Origin of the sequence: Methanogenium sp. S4BF, from assembly GCF_029633965.1 — an archaeon.
Taxonomy (GTDB): domain Archaea; phylum Halobacteriota; class Methanomicrobia; order Methanomicrobiales; family Methanomicrobiaceae; genus Methanogenium.
In genome coordinates, this window is record NZ_CP091277.1 from 1,423,033 (window position 1) to 1,443,779 (window position 20,747).

Annotated in this window: 11 protein-coding genes and 1 tRNA gene; 3 read left to right on the forward strand and 9 right to left on the reverse strand. The window is 53.0% G+C overall.

Annotated features, from left to right (window positions below; all coding sequences use genetic code 11):
• Window positions 1-435: 435 nt before the first annotated feature.
• From L1S32_RS06860 to L1S32_RS06880, 5 genes are all read right to left on the reverse strand, one after another.
• Window positions 436-3,804 (reverse strand): hypothetical protein, encoded by a 3,369-nt coding sequence (locus L1S32_RS06860; protein ID WP_278154286.1) that lies wholly within the window; start codon window positions 3,802-3,804, stop codon window positions 436-438.
• 583 nt (window positions 3,805-4,387) lie between these two features.
• On the reverse strand, window positions 4,388-7,504 hold the full coding sequence (locus L1S32_RS06865) for a VWA domain-containing protein (RefSeq protein ID WP_278154287.1): 3,117 nt from the start codon (window positions 7,502-7,504) through the stop codon (window positions 4,388-4,390).
• A 143-nt stretch (window positions 7,505-7,647) separates the two neighbouring features.
• On the reverse strand, window positions 7,648-9,036 hold the full coding sequence (locus tag L1S32_RS06870; RefSeq protein ID WP_278154288.1) for a hypothetical protein: 1,389 nt from the start codon (window positions 9,034-9,036) through the stop codon (window positions 7,648-7,650).
• Window positions 9,037-9,062: 26 nt separating this feature from the next.
• On the reverse strand, window positions 9,063-10,601 hold the full coding sequence (locus tag L1S32_RS06875; RefSeq protein WP_278154289.1) for an AMP phosphorylase: 1,539 nt from the start codon (window positions 10,599-10,601) through the stop codon (window positions 9,063-9,065).
• Between the two features lie 174 nt (window positions 10,602-10,775).
• Window positions 10,776-13,301, reverse strand: coding sequence for an MEMAR_RS02690 family S-layer glycoprotein (locus L1S32_RS06880; protein WP_278154290.1), 2,526 nt, complete (start codon window positions 13,299-13,301; stop codon window positions 10,776-10,778).
• 434 nt (window positions 13,302-13,735) lie between these two features.
• Between L1S32_RS06880 and L1S32_RS06885 the strand changes: the two genes are divergently transcribed.
• Window positions 13,736-13,808, forward strand: a tRNA-Gln gene (locus tag L1S32_RS06885).
• A gap of 384 nt (window positions 13,809-14,192) precedes the next feature.
• Here the strand turns inward: L1S32_RS06885 and L1S32_RS06890 are convergent.
• Genes L1S32_RS06890 through L1S32_RS06900 form a run of 3 tightly spaced genes read right to left on the reverse strand, consistent with a single transcriptional unit; the run spans window position 14,193 to window position 16,386 of the window.
• Entirely contained in the window at window positions 14,193-14,903 is a 711-nt protein-coding gene (locus L1S32_RS06890; protein WP_278154291.1) for a DUF1614 domain-containing protein, read from the reverse strand.
• 20 nt (window positions 14,904-14,923) lie between these two features.
• On the reverse strand, window positions 14,924-15,529 hold the full coding sequence (locus tag L1S32_RS06895; protein ID WP_278154292.1) for a fibrillarin-like rRNA/tRNA 2'-O-methyltransferase: 606 nt from the start codon (window positions 15,527-15,529) through the stop codon (window positions 14,924-14,926).
• Entirely contained in the window at window positions 15,526-16,386 is an 861-nt protein-coding gene (locus L1S32_RS06900) for an NOP5/NOP56 family protein (protein WP_278154293.1), read from the reverse strand. Before L1S32_RS06900 ends, L1S32_RS06895 begins: the two co-directional genes overlap by 4 nt.
• A 109-nt stretch (window positions 16,387-16,495) precedes the next feature.
• On the opposite strand from L1S32_RS06900, the gene L1S32_RS06905 reads away from it, so the two are divergent.
• Entirely contained in the window at window positions 16,496-17,425 is a 930-nt protein-coding gene (locus L1S32_RS06905) for a calcium/sodium antiporter (RefSeq protein WP_278154294.1), read from the forward strand.
• A 70-nt stretch (window positions 17,426-17,495) separates the two neighbouring features.
• On the opposite strand, the gene L1S32_RS06910 is transcribed toward L1S32_RS06905, so the two are convergent.
• Window positions 17,496-18,704 carry a tripartite tricarboxylate transporter permease gene (locus L1S32_RS06910; protein ID WP_278154295.1) on the reverse strand — a complete coding sequence of 403 codons (1,209 nt, stop codon included), beginning with the start codon at window positions 18,702-18,704 and terminating at the stop codon, window positions 17,496-17,498.
• Between the two features lie 83 nt (window positions 18,705-18,787).
• Here L1S32_RS06910 and L1S32_RS12010 point away from each other — a divergent pair, with 83 nt between their 5' ends.
• On the forward strand, window positions 18,788-20,644 hold the full coding sequence (locus L1S32_RS12010; protein ID WP_347403341.1) for an RNA-guided pseudouridylation complex pseudouridine synthase subunit Cbf5: 1,857 nt from the start codon (window positions 18,788-18,790) through the stop codon (window positions 20,642-20,644).
• The last annotated feature ends 103 nt before the right edge of the window (window positions 20,645-20,747 follow it).

A 20,747-nucleotide genomic window follows, 5' to 3' on the forward strand; every position in this document is an offset into this window, starting at 1 on the left:
CCCCTTTTTTCAGATAATCAGAGCACTGTTTTCCGGAAAAATACAGTAATCTGAAAAAATACCCTCACAAAATTAAACGAAAATATCAGAATCCATCATAATTCATCCCAAAATACCCCAAAATACTCATTTCACAAAATGGCTATCCACGGGTGAGGCACCATGACACCCACCCCACATATCCGGATGGAAATAATGTTCACCCTATTGCCATGCAATAGTTGTCCATATATACACCCCGGTTTTGCCGGACAATATCGCATACCACCACATATGACATCCGGGAGAAGGGAGGCCCCGAATGATTAATCCCCATGTATCCCGTGAAACGGGTGGAGCATACAGAAAAGATGACATCCCCACATTCAAAACCCGGGATGCTGATTCGATTCCCCTTAAAAACCGTGCACGATAAAAAAAACAGAGGGTGAAAAATTATCCAATGCGGATGAAGTAATGTCCACCCTGGCCGATCACAATGGCATCTGTGGTCTCACTGACCGAGTCAGGCGCATCATCTGCCGTAGCACGCACCCTGATTTTATACTCGCCCGGCGGGAAATCAGCCACATAGAGCTGACCCGCCTGGAGACTGTCAGCCACCGGCCCGGGCACAGTCAATTCATTAAATGTCGTCCATATGCCGTCATCCACATTCTGGTAATACAAATACTGGGTGACCGTATTTGTACCGGAATAACTCAGGTTCCATTCCAAAGTCAGATAATTGCTGATCACATCACCATTCAGGGCCTCAACACAGACAAGATCAGATACCTGCAGTCCGGTGAAGTTTAGACCAGTAGCATTCATCACGGCAGTGACATATGTCTTTGGAAGGGGCAGAGTCTCTTCACCATTGTTGAAGGTGACAAGTGACCCTGCTCCGAAGATGTTGATATTACCCGGCTTCGAGACATTCAGCCGGAATTTTGTCTGCCAGACCTGCCCCAGATGGATGGTGCCGATTTCAGCGGCATCAAATGTCAGTTTCTGATTATCATCAACCCAGTCACCAGTCTGGTCAATAAGCGTCAGGGGACGCACCACATTGTCTGAATCTTCGGACCAGTGAGGAGACAACGCGGTCCTCCAGCTTTTTATCAGGGTCGATAAATTTTCCGCATATGTATACTCGAGTATGCGATTATCCGGGCCATTCACCTGTGTCACATTGTTCAGTTCAATATCGGTGAACATCAGATCCATAGTCGTATTCACACCGGCCTCAATTCTCAGTTCACCTGCAATAGCGAGATAAATGGCCGTGAGGTTATCACCCGTGGGTGCATGATAGTACAATCCACCAGTACTTGCAGCAAGGGTCTCGAGGGTGTCAATGCCATCTTCTGTAAGTCCATCCCCAAACGCAATTGAGTAGATGGCGATGTCATGATCGTTGGCATACACACTCAGGTTCTGCTGTTCGGGTGAAAGATCATCGTAGTAGTAATAATCATATGGATATTCACTGCCGCACGACCACCCGTAACAGTTACCGTTGCAATTGCCATTACGATGGCGATAACGATTACCATCGGAAAACAGGAGACCACGGGCAAGCGGATCACCACCCGTGTTGTAATCCCCGTCAGATAAGAGAATGACCGCCTGAACCGCATCTGAATCCCCATTTTCAATGAGTTCGGTTATCGCAAGGTACAGCCCGTGTCTCATCGGTGTGCCGTCCATCGGAACCAACTGACCAACCATCCGGGTCACCGTATCGATTTCTTCGGTAAGGCCGCTATCCAGTGTGGCATAGTCTGCATAGGATTTCCCGTTGCCCGGGTAATGGGCATTGATGTAGGCAGTATCTTCGGATGAATTATAACACGCATCATATTCATAACCCGGACCATACCCCGGGCCATACCCATAACTATAGTTGTAGCCGTAGCCGTAGCCGTACGTGTAGCCATAGCCATAACCGTAGCCATAACTCTGACCATGATGACCATGGCCATATTCTGACTCATCCAGCACATAATACGTATAATTCTCCTTGCTGTCATCCCCCGGCCAGTAATAAGCCCAGTAATCATAGATATCTGCACAGCCCTTTGCTCCAAAGGATGCCAGCCCGACCCGGTCCGTGCCCTTTGCCATCTTCCCGTTAAAAGCATTCATGGCATCCATCGCTGAAACCATCCTGTCAGGATTATCCTCGAGCATACTTCCCGAACGGTCCGCACAGAGCATCACATCAATTGGAGCAGGATAGAGCCCCCACCCATCTCCTGTCAGCCGGATGGTCGCATCAACCGTATCCCCCACCTCAACGATTGATGGACTGACCTCAGTTTCCACGCGGAGATAAGGATAGTTTCTCCATGTGAGAGCGATCGTTTGCGACTTCGTGTCCCACATTGCCAGAACATCACATGATTCTGATGCAGTCGCGCTGTAAGTTTCATCACCACTGCACGCAAAGGCACCAGGGGTAAAGTTTACCATAGCAATACCGCCCTCATTTGTCGTGACCGTTGCATCAGCAACACCGATGGTATCGTCAAGATAGGGATCTGACAGATGCGCATCATGCCACAGGCCCGGCGGGATGATAAAGAACCGGACAGTCTCTCCCGGCACCCCGTTCCCGCTTTCATCCGTCACCTTCACAAGAATCTGCGCATTCATTTCAGGTGCCACATCAGCAGACGGCATAGACTGGGGATTTGCCGTCAGATACATCCCTTCAGGAGCGGTACTGATGAAACGGAGCTTCTGATCAACAGAAACAAAGGGATTTGCAACCGCTTCGGCATGAATCGTGTATGTGGCGGCGGAATCAAAGGGACCGAAGGAGATCTTCACGTCGCCGTCACTGTCTGTCCACCGGGTGAATACATCACCGGTGACATCATCACTAAAGGACAGGGCCTGGTTGCCGGACGGATTGCCATATCGATCAAACAGGTGATATATCAGGTAAAATCTGGATTCGCCATCGGCAGGCAGACAGGGAGGGGTGGCAAAATTCGGGACGACAGAGACCACAATCGTATTCGGTTCACCATCTGCAAGAGCGGTGATGGTCAGCCATTTATCATCCAGGCCCATGCCCGGCATCAGATGTATCAGGTACATCGGCCCCGCCTCGGTGCCTACCTTAAATGTCGCACTCACCAGCCCGTCTGCACTGACCGGTATAGTGACTGATTCTGCATCATACGAAGTGCCATTATACAATCCTGACCTGCTATGCGATGTGGTGGAGAAGGTCGCATACTCAGGGGTGCCCCCCGTTGCATCCTCATAGAGACTCGTTATAGCATTGCCGTATACATCCTCCATCGTCATGATGATGTCTGTTGCCTCTCCGAGAGAGACTTCACTTTCAAATGCAAGGTCCCGGATCTTCATCGGGGCGTTATGATCAATCGGCTGATACACAGTCCGGTAATAGTCATACCCAACGCCATCTGCGGTGTAATTGATCTGCACCAGTATCGGTGCATTCCCTGCCGCATTCTCTGATGCAGAGAAGACGGTTTCATAGGGCGCAGCGGCGACATAACCCTTTGAAACATCACCGTATGTATCCTTCTCAACCGAGGTAAACCTCACATAATGGATATCCGGCGACATGCTGCCGGTATAGTCCACATGGATCGTCGAAGAGATGCCATTCCCTGCGACAAGCCAGCCGTTTTCATCATGCAGATCTGCAGGATTCCCATCATCGATGATGAAACTGATGGCAACATCCGCATCGGCAATTGGATCTGCTGCTGACACCATGATGGGAAACACACCCGTTATTACAGCCGCCACCATCAAAATCCGTAATAAATTGTTCATATGATAATCTCCGCCACCCTATTGGCATGCAAATTGTTGTGCAAAAGACACTGCGTACATCATTCACACTAACTATTATAAAACAGGTTAATTTTTGATTATATATAATTTATTCAAACGGGAACAAAGGAAAAAATATTCGACATATGCATGAGCAACATCGAATAAAGAGCATTTGTCGATTATTTCAGGATAAAAAGCCCAGATTAACGACTAAAAAGGATTCACAATCTGAAAAATTGCATCTGAAAAACGATTGATAATAGCATATAAACTTTATTCATTCGTATTTTTCATTGTAATAGACTAAATTCCATAATATTGGGCATTTAATTAAAAATAATATCAAAATTAACACCTTTACAGGAACAGAATTCCGCAACCAGGTGCACAGGAAAAGCAATGCAAATGTGCCTTCCACTTTATGCATACGATAGTGCATAGTAAATCTGTCATTGGCAAAAAACAGCAGTCACAAAAACCGGAATCTGCCGACCCACCACCTATTTTTTTTCGCACACCCGGTAAGCTGAAACCAGGCGCTCAGGCAATTCCCGGCGGATTCGTCCGATGAAAAAAAGAGTTATTCAAGGCGGATGAAGTACTGCCCGCCCTGGCCGATAATTATGGTATATGGCGTCTCAATGACGGAATCCGGCGCATCCGGTGCGATGGCACGCACCCTGAGTTTATACTCACCTGACGGGAAATCGGCTACATAGAGCTGGCGGGTATGGGAAAGCGCACCCACCGGCCCTGTCACCGGCAGTTCACCAAAGGTGGACCAGATGCCGTCATTCACATTCTGGTAATACAGATACTGCGTAGCAGTCTGGGTCCCGGAGTAATTCAGGTTCCAGTCCATCGTCAGGTAGTTTTCGATCACGTCACCATTCTCTGCCTCGGGACAAACCAGATCATAGACCCGCAGACCACTGAAATTGATGCCGGTAGCAGTCAGGTTGGCAACAGCGGTGATGTAGGTCTTAGGCAGGGCCAGAGCATCGGCGCCATCATTAAAGAAGATTGAAGACCCCTCTCCGAAGATGTTGATATTGCCCGGCTTCGACACATTCATGCGGAACACCGCCTGCCAGGTCTGCCCCAGACGGATGGTGCCGATTTCACCTGAGTCAAAACTCAGGCCCCGGTTGTCATCCCAGTCATCAGTCTGATCAAGAGTCAGGGGGCCAATGATGTTGGGGGACGCTTCTGAACCGGTGGCATTCCAGCTCTTCACAAGGGTTGATGCACCATATTCGTATTCATATTCCAGTATCGGATCATCGGGATCGTTGAACTGTGATACATTGTTCAGTTCAATATTACTGAACATCACATCCATCTCTGTATTGACACCGGCCTCGGTCTTCAGATCACCTGCGATGTCTGAATAAATACCTGCGAGGTCATCGCCGGTGGGTGCATAATAGTAGGTTCCGCCCGTCGTTTCAGCAAGCGTCCTGAGAGTCGTCACCCCGCCACTGGAGAGCCCGTCTCCAAACGCGATTGAGTAGATGGTGACATTATTATTGGCGGCATACAGCGCCAGGTTCTGCTCTGAAAGGTCGCTGAACCGGTAATAATTGTATGTCCCGGTGCCAAAGTCATCGGGGTCATAGTAGGAGTACCCGGAACCACGGGCAAGAGGATCGCCATAATAGTTGTAATCACCGTCTGAGAGCAGGATCACAGCCTGAACTGCATTCTCACGGCCGTTTTCAATGATCTGCTTCAATGCGAGATACAGGCCGCCCCGCATCGGGGTGCCGGACATCGGTACCAGGTCAGCAATAGTGCTTTCCACCGCATCACGGTTCGTTGAGAGCGAGAGGTCAAGCGTGGCATAATCTGCATAGGATTTCCCGTTGCCGGTATAATGCGTGCTGATATAGGAATTATCATCGTACGACGTACTGTCGCTGCCTGCCCAGTAGTCATAGTAGTAGGTAAGAATATTTGCAGCGCCTTTGACCCCAAACGACGTCATCCCGACCGCATCCCTGCCCTCGGTCATCTCTCCGTTAAAGATTTCGAGGGCACCCATCAGGGAGACCATCCGGTCCGGATTATCTTTCAGCATACTGCCGGAACGGTCCACAGCGAGCATCACATCTATCGGGTCGGGGTAGAGTGCCCAACCGTCACCAACCAGCCGGATGGTCACATCCACAGGATCCCCCACCTCAACGGTTGCCGGGTCTACTTCAGTCTCTACCCGGAGATAGGGATAGTTCTTCCATTCGAGATCAATCATCCGTGTCTTTGTACTCCACATGGCCACAACCGTACATGAATCTGAAGCGGTCGAACTGTAATTCACATCACTGATGTCAGTGGTAAAAGCCCCGGGCGTAAAATGGATCGTGGCAATGCCATCCGCATCGGTAAGTGCTGTTGCAGGTTCGGGAAGGAACGGGGCAGCGGTCTGTGCCGAAGAATATCCTGAAGGCGGGGCTAAGATGAAGAATGTGACCTCCTCTCCTGCAACGCCGTTTCCGTTCTCATCGGTTACTTTTGCCATGACATCCGCACCTGTTGCGGTTATCACATCAGCAGACGGCATGGACTGCGGATTTGCCGTCAGAAGTATCTCCGCAGGAGATGTGTTGGTGAAACGGACCACCTGTTCAACGGCCACAGACTCATTCTCCACCGCATGCGCATGGATGGTGTAGGTGCCCATCCAGTCAAAGGGACCGAAGGTGAACATGATCTGGCCGTCACTGTTCGTCCGCTGGGTAAACGCATCGCCTATGATATCATCCGTGAAATAGACAGTCTGGTTTCCGGACGGATTGCCATACTTGTCAAACAGGTTGTATGTCAGATAAAATTTGGATTCACCATCCGCCTGAATATACGGCGGGGTGCCCACATTCGGATGCACAGAGACTGCTATCGTATACGGTGCACCATCTGCAAGGGCATCAATCGTCAGCCATTTATCCGTCAGGGCTGCATCCGGCACGACATGAATAAGGTACTTCGGACCTGCCTCGGTGCCGACCCTGAAAGACACACCGACAGACCCATCCGCATCGACCGCTGCATCCACCGATTCGCCATCATATCCGGCACCATCAAAAAATCCCGAACCGGCATACCGGGTGGTTTCAAATGTCACACCCTCCGGCGTACCCCCGGTAGCATCCTCATAGACGGAAGTTACCGTATTGCCATAAGCATCCTCCATCGTCAGCATGATCCCGGTCACTTCATCAAGCGTGACTTCACTCTCAAATGCAATGTCCTGGATCTTCATGGGAGTATTGTGGTCAATCGGCTGATAGACGATCGTCTCATAGTCATACCCAACCTCATCTGCGGTGTAATTGATCTCCACCCGGATTGGTGCATTTCCGGCCCGGTTCTTTGACGCAGAGAAGATGGCCCCGTAGGGGGCACCGGTAACATAGCCTCCCAAAATATCACCATATGTATCCTTCTCAACCGAGGTGAACCTTACAAAATGGATATCCGGCGACCCGCTGCCGGTATAGGCGACGGTAATCGTCGACGTGATGCCGCTCCCTGCGACAAGCCACCCGTTATTGTCATGCAAATCTGCAGGATTGCCGTCATTGATGATGAGATCGATGGATAGATCTGCATCGCTAATTGGATCTGCTGATACGATGAACGGAAGTACACCAACAATAACCCCCACGATCAGCAGAATCCGTAATGAATTCCACATCTGTTATCCCCCCAACTGTACTGTTTTTTTCAAAAATAAGCGGGCACATCAACGGCCCGCCCCATGGTCTAATTAATCTTTAATCGCCCGACATATTTAAATATAGAGAAATTGGTACTTTTGAAAAAAGGGATAATCCGGAGTCAGAGATGCCGGGATTTGGGGGGACGTTTGCCGCGCCGTTTCAGAGAAATCATCCCCCGTTTCAGGTAAAACACTGCTCCAACAAGGATAACAGCCACAATAATAACGAAATAAATAGGGTTGAATTCCGTATTCATCTCAATATCAACCGCCATTTCGGTGGCACCCAGAGGTATCTCCCGGGTGGTGTCTACCGGTGTATACCCATCTTTACGGACCGAAATACGATATACGACATTGCTCTGCAACGCTGCTGCATATGTGCCATCCGCCTTTGTTATACCGTAATATATATCATTGACAGAAACACTCGCCCCGGCAACCCCCTTATAGTCGCGGTCATGCACGGTGATGGTAACGGCAGTATCTGCATAATCCAGTTCAATGATGACATCCTGCAGGGAGTCATCGGCGGTGACGCTTTTTGTGACTGTGGTAAATCCGTCTTTTGCTGCCTGCACCTCATGCAGACCGGCCTCAAGGTAGACAATGCCCGTTCTGCCATAGTCATTGGTCGTATTGGTATTCTTACCGTCAATGAGAACCGTTGCTTTGCCCACAGGCATCTTTTTGACGTCGTACACAGAGACCGTCACCGGGTAGAGGGTCTTTGAAAGCTCTGCACGGTATACCAGCATATCACTTGCAATATACACTTCATCTGAATAGGCAAGGTATTCACCTGTGGTGATGCGGATGGTATGGGACCGTTCCCGTTCCACAAATGAGGTGACCTTTCCCTCCGCACCCGTTTCACCAAAGAAGATACCGTCAATATAGACATCTGCACCGGAGAGAGGAAAACCCGTCTCTTTATCGTCAACTTCAACGATGAATACATCATTTCGTATCAGGCGATAGTCAACCGCCTTGCCGGCATTCTCCACCTCTACCGTCTTGTACAGGGGATCATAATTGGTCGCACGGACTTCCACATTGTAGATAGAGCCTGCTCTGACAGCGAATTGAGCCACTCCCCCATTCCCTGTGGTGACCGTATTGACATACTCCTCCCCCGTCACTTTCACCAGTGCACCGGGGACAGTCTCGAGAGAGTCTGCATCATAGACCGTTACCGTAAGGGATGCCGACTGCCGGGACATCTCGGCACGGATACTGCTCTGCGTTTCAGAGAGCAGGGACTGCCAGGGCACATACCCCGTCTTCTCCAGCCCAAGCCTGAATGATTCGCTGAGGCCATGTTCATAGATATACTGACCGGCCGAATTTGTCTCCCCCTCATACAGACCATTTATATAGATTCTGGCACCGGATATCGGACTGCCAGAGGTATCATCAACCGCGGTAACTGTCAGAACGACAGCCTGCCCACAACCGCAGAGTATACCAAATAAAATTAATACAGAAACGGTGCGGAACCAGTTCATAAAAGAAAATATTATATTACTATAATTTAGTCCATTCGGTCCAGCTCAATGGAATCCTGGGGGATTCTGTCGAGGAGCATCCCCTCCACCACTACCGGATACAGGCGGCGGGCTTCTTCAAGGGCCCGGTCCAGATGCTCCTTGCGGTCCGCATAAATCGTATAGATGGTCTCCCCTTTCCTCACCTGCGTGCCAATCTTCGCATTACAGTAAATGCCTGCCCCCTTATCGTGCGGGGCACCTGCAGTACGGGCAACAGTAATCAAACCGGTATTATTGAGGCTGACCACATAGCCGGATACCGGTGCCGGAATAGCCGCCTTAAATTCACCCGGAAGAATATCTGATGAACGGACATCCGGTTTACCTCCCTGCACCGCGATAATTTCACGGAATTTCTCCAGCGCCGCACCGGAGGCAAGAAGCGAGCGGGCCATCTCTTCCCCGCCGCCGCGTTGCGCCTTGCCTGCCATCTCAAGCAGAATGCCTGCAATTGCCACGCTCTTTTCAATCAGTGAATTTGGCTTCTCCGCCCCTTCGAGAACGGAAAGCGCCTCTGAAACCTCAAGATTCGGCCCGATGGCACGCCCTACCGGCGAGTCTCCGTAGGTGACGGCGCACTCCACCTGCATCCCCAGCCTGCTTCCGATCTCGATGAAGTCCTGTGCCAGCCGGCGGGCATCCTGCATGGTATGCACCTTGGTGGTGGGTCCGACCGGGATGTCAATCACCACCATCTCGGCACCGACGGCAAATTTCTTCGCCATGACACTGGCAATCATCTGGCCGCGTTCGTCTATCTTGAAGGGATACTCCACCCGGATGATGAGATCGTCTGCCGGTGCGATATTTGTCGACCCGCCCCAGACAATCACGCCGCCTGTCCGCTCGGTCATCGTCTGCACTTCGGTTGCAGTGAAATTGACGGGGGCAAGGACCTCCATCAGGTCTGCTGTTCCGCCCGCACCGGTAATGGCACGGGAACTGGTCTTCGGTATGGTGAGACCTGCAGCAGCGATTATGGGCACCACGATGAGAGTGATCTTGTTGCCCGGCACACCCCCGATGGAGTGTTTGTCCACCACCGGATGGCTGCCGAACTCAATCTTTTCCCCCGTATCCACCATTGCACGGGTGAGCCACTCCACCTCATCGAGGTCCATCCCGTTGATGTAGCTTGCAGTGACAAAGGCGGTGATCTCATTGAGGGACAGGTTCTCATTCACCATATCACGGACAATCGTCATCATCTCTTCAGCGGTGAGATGGCCCTTGTCCATCTTCTTGCGGATGAATTTAATCGATGCGGGGGGAATCGCCGTATGCACCTCAACGGCATCCCCGTCACTGAGACCCAGATCAGAGCATGTCACATTATAGAGTGCAATGGTTCCGGGAGTCAGGATTGAGGTCGTAATGTCAACGACTATGGGGGCAGATTTTCCGGTTTCCTGATGGATAACACGGAGACGGTCACCGTCAAAGACTCCGAGGCGGCGTGCATCCTCCTGATGGATTACCGCACCACGGCCAGCGATATCGACACGTTGTACTACAAGCTGCATACAGTTCACCTGGCAGAAAAGCTTCTCTGCCACATACAGAGAATTGAGAGGACAGGACTATAAGGCTACCTGATTAGAGCAGAGATTTAACCATCCTGAAATCCGGATGCAGTTTGTGAAACAGATAAAAACACGACCACATGGAATGTGATCCAAAAAAAAAGTTGGGTTAATTTAGTCCTTGCGGACAATGAGTGCTGCTACAGCGCCAAGGCCAATGAGTGCAACAAGAACACCAAATCCAGGTGTTGCGGTTGGCTCAGGGGTTGCTGCTGTAGTTGGGACTGCAGTAGCGGTTGGCTGTGCAGTTGGGACTGCAGTAGCGGTTGGCTGTGCAGTTGCTTCTGCCTTCAGGACATTGAAGGTCTGGGTTGCAGTCTGCTGTGCTTCGATTCCCTCAACGGTAACGATGTACTCGTCAGGAGTGAATGAAGATGCGTCAACTGCGAATTCCCAAACGTTCACGCCATCTTTGTCACCTGCGGTAACAAGGACAGTGCCGGATGCACCGGAGAATGAACCGCTCTGGGTCTTCTCGGTTGGCTTGAATGAGGCTGAGGTTGCTTCAACAATCAGGCTGTCGCCAACTGCGAGGTTGGTGGTACCGGTGATGGTGAAGGTCTCGCCGACATACTTGTCGCCGATTGCATCGATCATGATCCAGGGTTCCTCAATCATGAAGGTGAGCTTGTAGTAGGTATCATCAATGTCAGGGCTGTCCATTGCATTGACAAGTGCGGTTGCTGCATCTGATCCCTGGAGACTGCCTGGTCCCTCAATGATGAAGACAGGCACAAATGGGTTAAGAATTGGGCGGTCGACACAAGTCTGGCCTGCGGCCGGGCAGTTTGCTCTTGTAGCAAGGTCGAACTGGTCATTGTACATCGGGTGCTGAACAACAACAAAGTACTGGCCTGCTGCAAGGGTGTCAGTGCCTGTGAACTTGTAGCTGAATGCTCCGTTATCTTCTACAGTCTCGGTCTGGATGTCATTGAAGTTCTTACCCAGAATCCAGATTGCGACACCAGGTGTGGGGTCACCCTCTGCATTACCGGTAATGTACAGGTCATCTCCCCGTGCAACGGTTGCTGAGGAAGTGGTTGCTGTAACGAATGGCTTCTTGATAACGATTGATGCAGTTGCATAGATTGCATTGTTTGCACCAAGGTCGTCCTTGTTGGTTGGTGTGGTGACTGAGTAGATGGTGTAGGTACCTGCATCGAGGTTAACACCTGCAGTGCTCCACTTGTATTCCCAGGTGTCATCAGTCTCAACAGTGACTGGTGCCCAGGATCCTGCTATTGGGTTGTTGTCGGTTGTACCGCCAGTGACAACTCCATCCTTTGGATCGGTGATTGGAGCTCCCTTGGTCTTCAGGTTTGGACCTGTGATGAAGAGCCAGGTGTCGTCACTGTCTGTGTTTGTTCCGGAGATAACAATCTCCTCACCGATGTAGTATGAACTGTCACCGGATGCGGTAACTGTGACTGCTCCCTTCTCGACCTTTACCTTGACAGTGTCATAGGTTGGGCTGAATGGGAAAACAGCCTGATAGTAATCAGTCCGGAGAGTGTATGTCTGGTCCTTTGTGGTGTCGTCAGTGCCGAAACCAACAGTACGGGTTCCTGAGCTGGAGAGTGTGACCATTGCATAGTATCCACCGGATGCAGGTGCACTTCCGGAAACATCGGTAAGAACATTTGTTCCACCAGCTACGCCGGAGAATACATATGCACCAGCGAGAGCGTTGTTAACGGAAACACTGTTCTGGTTGTCTTTGATGTATGGAACTGTGTCAGGTGCAGAGATGCTGCTTGTGCCCTTTACCCAGAGAACATACTGTTCGTTTGGCCGACCGGTAATGGTGACTGCAAAGTCGTTGTTGCGGACAACAGTGTCCTTGTTTGCTTCGATCTTTACGTCATCTTTGCCGACTTCGAGTGTCTTAACTGCGGACTTGGTGACACCAGTGACGGTTCCTACGTTGTCCTTTGCATTGTTCAGGTTGACTTCTGCATAGAATGTGTAGACACCAGCCTTGTACTGGCTTGATTCAAGGTCCCAGTTAGGAACACCAATACCACTAGCGCCGAGTGAGTCGGGCAGATAGTACTGTGAGTTGGTTGGAGCAAGACCTGTGAGTGAACTGACAAAGCCTGTTGCTGCATCCTCGACAAGTCCTGTGTAGGTGGTACCTTCTGAGTCAACAACTACGACCTTAATCGCAGTGCTCTGTCCCGCAAGGGCAGGGCGCTGGTTAACGACCTGGTACAGGTTGCTGTCAAGACGGAAAGCCATTGTAGTACCGGTCTTAACGACACGCTCATTGGTCATGTCCTCGCCAGTGACGGTGTTGTATACCTTCACATCAATTGATGGCATCTGGACGTTGATTGCTACGACACCAAGACCACCAGCTTCGTACCAGTTACCTGTGCGGGTCTGGAACGTTGCGGGGTCAATCACTTCATTACCAGCACCCTGTGTGGTATAGGTTGCTGATGGTGAAGCGGTTGTTGGGTCGTCACCTGCTGCAAACCACTCAAGGGTGGGTGCAACACTTGTAAAGGTGAGGCCTTCCTCACCAACGAATACTACTCCACCCAGAGGGACAACGGTCAGATCTGCAGATGCTGGTGCAACTGCGAGAAATGCCACTGCCACAAGGGCAAGGAGTGCAATGCTAATTTTTGCTTTCATTCTAGCCTCCATACGATTAAGTTGAGGAACAGCTACCAGATTTCGTCAGATGACGAAAAACGATTCACTTTGCTCCATACTCCGAACGACGGAATATACCACAATATTTGACAAACACTTAATATATCCTTTGTGGTTGAGCAGATTTTGATCGACGGATGAGACGGCGAAATAGTCCGCCAAAACTCGAATATCAGGGTTATTTCACTACCAATAAGCAGGGAAGCACAATGCACCCACCCCCCGACACATCGGGAGAGACGGATACGGCCGATGTCATTGATGGTCGAAAACCGTCGGGAATACGCGCCCCGCAGACAGGATAAACACCATGCATAAAGACCAGCCACCGGACCGCCGCATACCTGAGGACCATATCGTCAGATTAATTACCTGCCAGCAATAACATAGTAGCGCAATACTTTGCATTGCACAGTCCGGTAGTGTAGCGGTCAATCATGTGAGACTCTGGATCTTGCGACAGCAGTTCGAATCTGCTCCGGACTATAACCCTTCTTTTCAGCATTCTTTGAACAATGAGCAGCGCAGACAGCATTTCAGATGAAATGCACAGACAGTAGCTTAAAGAGCCAAATCAGAGCCAATACCGATTTTAAGACCCATTTGAAATCTCTTCCAAAATCAGAACAGAACAGACCCGCCCTTTACGCATCAGTAAGCCCCACCCCCTGCCGCACCCCATACCGGACACACCCAAACCCAACCACATCACCACAGGCAGCACAACGCAGACACGACAGAGAGTCTCACCCAACGCACCACACCCCGCCAGACGGGCATCTGTACGCCGGGGAGCAGGAGATCACCCCGGACACCTTCGTTCCAGGCCGTCCCCGGCTCAAAAATTGTCCCGGCCCACCTGCCGGCCGTTCAGGCAAGAAATGCTGCCAGAATGCCGCTGAGGAAGATCCCGTCAAACGTGCCTGCCCCGCCGATACTTACCATCGGGGCCCCGATTTTATCCAGATGACGCCAGTTTAAGAGATCAGCACCGATTAATGTCCCCATCGTTCCGCCTGCAAACGCAATCGGCGGAGCCGCCAGCGGATCTCCGAACGAGAAGAGAATACCGCACATAAGCGCACAGAGCGGCGGAAGAAAGATTGGGGTCGCAATGCCCATGCCGGGAACCACCTTTGCCGCACTGTGCGTTATACCCGCCACCAGAAGAATTCCCGCACAGCCCCCCATAATAACAGACAATGGTGCCGGGAAAAGTGCAGGCGAAGAGAGTACATAGTATACCAGATAGAGCGTGACGAAAAGCGGGACAACAACGCCGCCCACATTCACGGCAACGGTGGTGTCAGGACCCTCATGCACCGCATACACCCTGCCAAACCGATCTCTGAACTGATATGCACGGTTTCGTGCACCTTCAATCCGGGTCACGGGGATGTTGATGAAACTCCCGATAATCGATGCCAGAATTAAAAAGAAAACCTCCCAGCCGGAGAATCCAAGGCTCCTGAATGCCCCGCCGATCACTCCAAGGAAGAGCAGGGGAAGAAAGACCAGAAGGAGCACGATCAATACTAATATGAGCAGAAAGGAGAACGGATTGAAATAATACTGCCTCATTCTCCTGATGCCCCCGGCCCTTATGCCCCCTTTGTGCAGATCATCGCCGTATGATCACGGTGATACGGATTCAGTGTGCCGGTCCAGACGATGGTGAGGCCCATCTCACGCAGTGCTGTACGGGTCTCTTCTGCAATCTCCTCCGAGCTTTTGCGGACATCCACACTCCGTGCCTTCAGCATCAGGACCGCGATTCCGCCGGTTTTGAGGAACGGCAGATTCTTTCTGAGGATGTCAGCCTGATTTGGCTGTGCCACATCCTGGTAGATCATATCCACCGCCTCCACAAAGCATCCATAAACCTCTGGGCGGTTTACGTCCGCCATGATGGGCACAATATTCAGTCTGCGGCGTGCCACCTCAATCAGGTCCTGCATCGGACGGGGAGCAAATTCAACGGCATATACTGTCTCTACGTAATCTGCCACGTGGGAAACCGTCGTACCGTTTGCCGCCCCCAGATAGAGCACCCGCATATCCGGTGTCAGATCCAGCGGAGCACCGTTCAGAATGGCCGCAGGCAGTTTGCTGCGGTGCGGGTCCCATACCCGGCACCCGTTCAGCATCCGCTCGCCATAGACACCGCCTTCCCCGACGGATACAATCGTCCCGCGAATGACCTTCATTTCTTCTCACCACCCACGGCATCAATCCTCTGCTGGGCCTGTTCAAGGAAGCCCGGGTCTGCCTCACCGCGATAATAATCAATCTTTGCCGCAATCGCCAGTTTTCCCGCAACCGCACGCGACACCTTCCCCCGCACATCGCGGGGGGCATTGTGCACCCGGCGGTGCTGGAAGATGATCCCATGCTTGGGCGGCGGACTGCCACCCCTGAGATGGGTAAAGAGTGCCCCTTCCGCACCCAGCACCTGAATAGTCGATGCCGGCATACCGGCAAGGACTGCAAGACCCCCGGCACGTTCCATCAGCCGGGCGGCCACGAGACCGCCCACAAGAGTACTGCAGTTGGGCATCACCGTATCCGTCCGCGTTGATATATCCCGCATCAGGGTGGTGCGCTGGTCGGAGAGGGCATCAATCTCTGCACAGATACGCCCGAGAGGGCCCTTCTCCTTCTTCATCACCCCAATCATCCGTTTCGCACTCATCGCCTTGTACTTGCGGGAGAATCCCGGATTCCTGACCAGGTACCACTCAACGGCCTTCTCGGTCAGAAGATTGACCACTTCATCAATCTCATCCAGCATCCGGACCATCTGCATCAGTTCAGCATCACCTTCACTGAACGCTGCGGTAATCTTACGCCGTGCATCCCGGATAGTCACATTGCGCAGCCGTACCAGATACTCCGCACGATCCGCAAAAAAACCACAGGCGCATGCCTCATCCACGGAGACCGGAACAAATCCGGAATCCACTTTCCCCCGTATCGTTTCGCACCGTTCCAGGATCCTGTCTTCATCGCCCTGGGCAGGAGTGCAAACACTGCCGTCAATGTCACCGAACCAGTAACTGCGCATCTACCCTACCATTGCATATCAGCACTAATAAAGTGGTTGGAGAAGGGGATTTCAGGACGCAAACCAGCTTAAGGCAGAAGAGCAAATGGTGTTCCACAAGAGAATACCCATGATCGCTGCTGCAGTACTGTTATTTGTGTTTGGTATGGGGCTTCTTGTCAAAGGGGCCGACTATTTTGTAAAAGGCGGCGGCGGCCTTGCTGCCCGCTACGGTGTATCCTCAGCCACCATCGGGTTTACGGTAATCGCATTCGGCACCTCACTGCCGGAGTTTGTGGTGAGTGTCAATGCTGTCATCTCCGGCAACTCCGGCGTGGCGCTCGGCAATGCACTGGGCAGCAATATCGCAAATATCGCCCTTGTCCTCGCCCTGTGTGCAATCATCAGCCCCGCCATGTTCATGGCCGGGCCGTCCGGGAAGGGCCGGGTGGAGAATGAGACCATCCTGATGATCGCAGCCACCCTCTTTTTTGCCGTGCTGGCCATCACCGGCGAACTCACCCGGCTTTCCGGTGTGCTGATGCTCATCGTGTTCTGCATCATCCTCTACATCACCGTAAAGAAACTCGGCGCCGAACCGGTGGAGCGTATTGAAATACACGGCAGAATGGACTGGGTACTGACCGCAGGCGGCCTGATTGCCGTTATCATCGGGTCCCAGCTGGTGCTTGACGGCGCCATCACCATCGCCGAGGCATTCGGCATCCCGGAGTTTGTCATCGGCATGACCATCGTCGCAGTCGGCACCTCGCTCCCGGAGCTTGCCACCTCCCTCGTTGCAATCCTGCGGGGTGACCTCGGCATCTCCGCAGGCAACCTGATGGGAAGCAACATCTTCAACCTCCTCTTTGTTCTCGGCACCGGCGCACTTCTTCGTCCGATACCCATTCCGGCATATACCGATGTCATTGTTGTCGTGCTCTTCTCCCTTGCCGTCATCCCGGTTGTCAAAGGGAAGCCCCGCATCATCAGGGCATGGGCCTCACTTCTCGTGGTGGCATACTTCGCCTATATGACAGCCCTCTATATCGGGTTCTGAGCACACCCGGATCACACACCCCATTTTCCGTGCATGCCAGTTCACCGCCGTCCGGTTCGCCTCCGTCTTTTTAGAGAATAGTAAGCGAGAACAGAATCACCGGCACCATCACCGCACCCATACAGGTGACCCGCCGGACATTGACAAGCGACGGGATAAGCCCGACAAGGGTGGCACACACGAGAATCACCAAGCCAAAAAGCCCGGTCAACAGAAATGCCAGCAGTGTGACCACTCCTATCACCGCATAGCTCATCGCCCGCACCGGGATGCCCCCCAGAAACCGGGCACCCCGCCCGCAAAGAAGCGTGATCACAAACCCGCAGAGTGCAGCGGCCACTCCGCCGGCCAATATCAGCAGGGGTGAGGGCATGCCGATGGTGTCGAGGACAACCATCACACCGTTTCGCATCCGCCCCAGTGCAACGAGTGCGGCAAGACCGAGGAAGGCATTCGCCGTGTTGGCCGCACTGGTGGCGATGATATACCCTTTCCCCTCGCTGCCAGCCTGAAAGAGCGGCGAGAGAAGGGCGTTGGCTGTCGCATTGGAGAGGCCCGGCAGCCACCCGACGACAGCACCCGCTATGGTGCCCATGCCCGCGTGCCGGACAATACCTGTGCCCGCGGCAGATATACCACCCCGCACCTGCTCCGGCATCTTCCCGCCGGAGGCACGGAGCAGGACCGAGATGCCGAAGAGTCCGGTCAGAAGCGGCATCAGCACAGAAGAGACACCTGATGTATGGGAGATCAGCCACGCATAGCGGAAGGCAAAGACGCCCAGAATGCCTGAGAGAAGAAAGACCACAGCAGACCATTCTGGCGATTCGGAACCGAGGATCATAAGACCGGCAACAAGGATGAGAATGATGCCCAGCCACCAGTCGATAAAGGGCTGCAGACCCGGCAGAAAGAGCATGAAGACGGCAAAAAGCGGCATCACCATCACCACCGAGACTGCACTCCCCAACGCAGAGAGACGGACGGCCTCCTCGCCCCTGCCCTGCATGCAGAGGGCATGCGCCGGGAGCACAGTGATAGCAGTATCCGCATCCGGGACACCGAAGAAGGTGCTCGGGACACAGTCGGTGAAGGTATGCACAACAAGGGCACTAAAAAGGGCAACTCCCACCGCCGGCGCACCAAGAATGGCGAGAAGTCCGCTTTCGGCTGCCACCAGCATGCCTGCCATCGTATTGGCATGGATACCGGGGACAAGACCGCTTATGGTGCCGAGAATGGTGCCGATGAGAATGCCTGCAATGATCTCCGCTGCCACAAATAATCTGTGGCATGCAGTGAGGGAAAAAACATCCGATACGCAAAAAGCAATGATACCTCAGGGTGCATATATACAGTAACATGAAGATTGCAATCACCAGGCTTCCGGAAAAGGCAGGCTCCGACCAGCCGCTCTGCCGGGAATTCGGCCACGAATGCCGTATTGTCTCCCCGATGCAGGCACAGGTCTACGAGGATGCCGTGCAGGCCTTTGCCGCTGCCGCAAATGAGGAGACCTATGACTGCATCTTCTTCACGAGTGCCCTTCCCGCCCGTCTCATCGGGCCACTCCTGAAGACTGCGGCACGCATCATCGCAATAGGCCCGCAGACAGCAGAATATCTGGAAGAGGGAGGCGTCACCGCAGAGACCCTGCCGTCCCATTACTCCCGTGACTTTGTACCCTATCTCGGGGACTGGATACAGGGAAAGAAAATAGGCATCCCCCGTGCAGATGTCCCGAACCCTGAGCTTATGGCGGCCATAGCAGAAGCCGGGGCAGAGGCCTGTGAGGTGCCGGTCTATGCGCTGGAGCCGACAAATACCCTGCTTGAGACAGGGGATGCGGAGGCAATCCTCTTCACAAGCGCCAATTCCTACACCTATGCACAATACCGGAAAGACGGACTTCTCCCCATGGCAATCGGTGAGATTACCGCAGAGCGGATGAGAGCGGACGGAACAGAGCCGGTTGTTGTTGGAAACGGAACCCTCATGGGAACCCTTGCGGCACTGAACCACTACCTGGAAGAGAACGGGGACGCAGCTGCGGGACTGAATCTTGATATGCCACGCGGAGGCATCATTGCGGTGGACAAACCCCGGGGACCGTCCAGCCACGAGGTGGCCGCATGGGTCCGTGACATGCTGGGGATGCCCTGCGGTCACGGCGGGACACTGGACCCCGATGTCTCCGGTGTTCTCCTCGTCATGGTGGGCAGGGCCGCCCGGCTGGCGCCGGTGATTCTCAGTCACGAAAAGGAGTACATTGCCCTGCTCCGGCTTCACGGGGATGCGACGGAAGAGCAGATCCGGGAAACGGCATGGGAATTTATCGGAAAGAACTACCAGCGCCCGCCCCTCAGAAGTGCGGTCGCCCGGGCACTCCGTATCCGGACGATGTACGAGATCGATGTGCTCGGCATCGACGGCCGGGACGTGCTTCTCCGTGTCCGCTGTGAGGCAGGCACCTACATCCGGTCCCTCTGCCGCCATATCGGGTTTGCCATCGGGACCGGCGGCCAGATGGTCGAACTCCGGCGGATACGGTCCGGAGGATATGACGAAACGATGTGCTGCACCCTGCACACCCTGCGGGATGCCGTGGAGCGGGCAAAGGAAGGAGACCGGGAAGAACTGCTCTCATACATCCGCCCGCCGGAATCGGTGCTGGAGGGCATCCCTACGGTCACTATCCGTGACACCGCGGTTGATGCACTCTGCCACGGCGCATCCCTTGCAGGCGTTGGCATCACCGCCGCAGATTCCTTCAAAAAGGACACGGACGTCGCGGTGATGACCGCACAGGGCGAACTGGTCTGCATCGGCACGGCGCTGGCCCCTTCCGACGCAATTGTACCCGGCGCACCGGGCATCGTCATCCGGCCGAAGATGGTGATTATGGAGGCAGGCACCTATCCCAAAGGCTGGGTGACAAAGCCGCCTGCACCACGACCGGAGAAAAAACCTGAACCCGCACCCCGGACAGAGGAGAGGGGAGAGAAGGCAGGGAAAAAGGGAACCACATCCGACAAGCGGCAATCACTGCGCCCCGGACCAAAAAAACGTCCCGATGACAGTAAAAAATACCTGAGCACCAGCAAAAACGGCAGACGCCGTGGTACGGGGGAGAAACCATCCAAATCCAAAGGGGAGAGGAAGGGCCAGACCACATATGCCGGAAACAAATCAATCCAGCGCAAGAAGGGAAACCGCTGAGATCAGGTATTCACCCATTCTTTTTTTAGCGCCGGTTCATCGGATTTCTTCCATGGTCCGGTCAGCATTCCCGCCACCCGCTACCGCCGTATGCAACCGCACA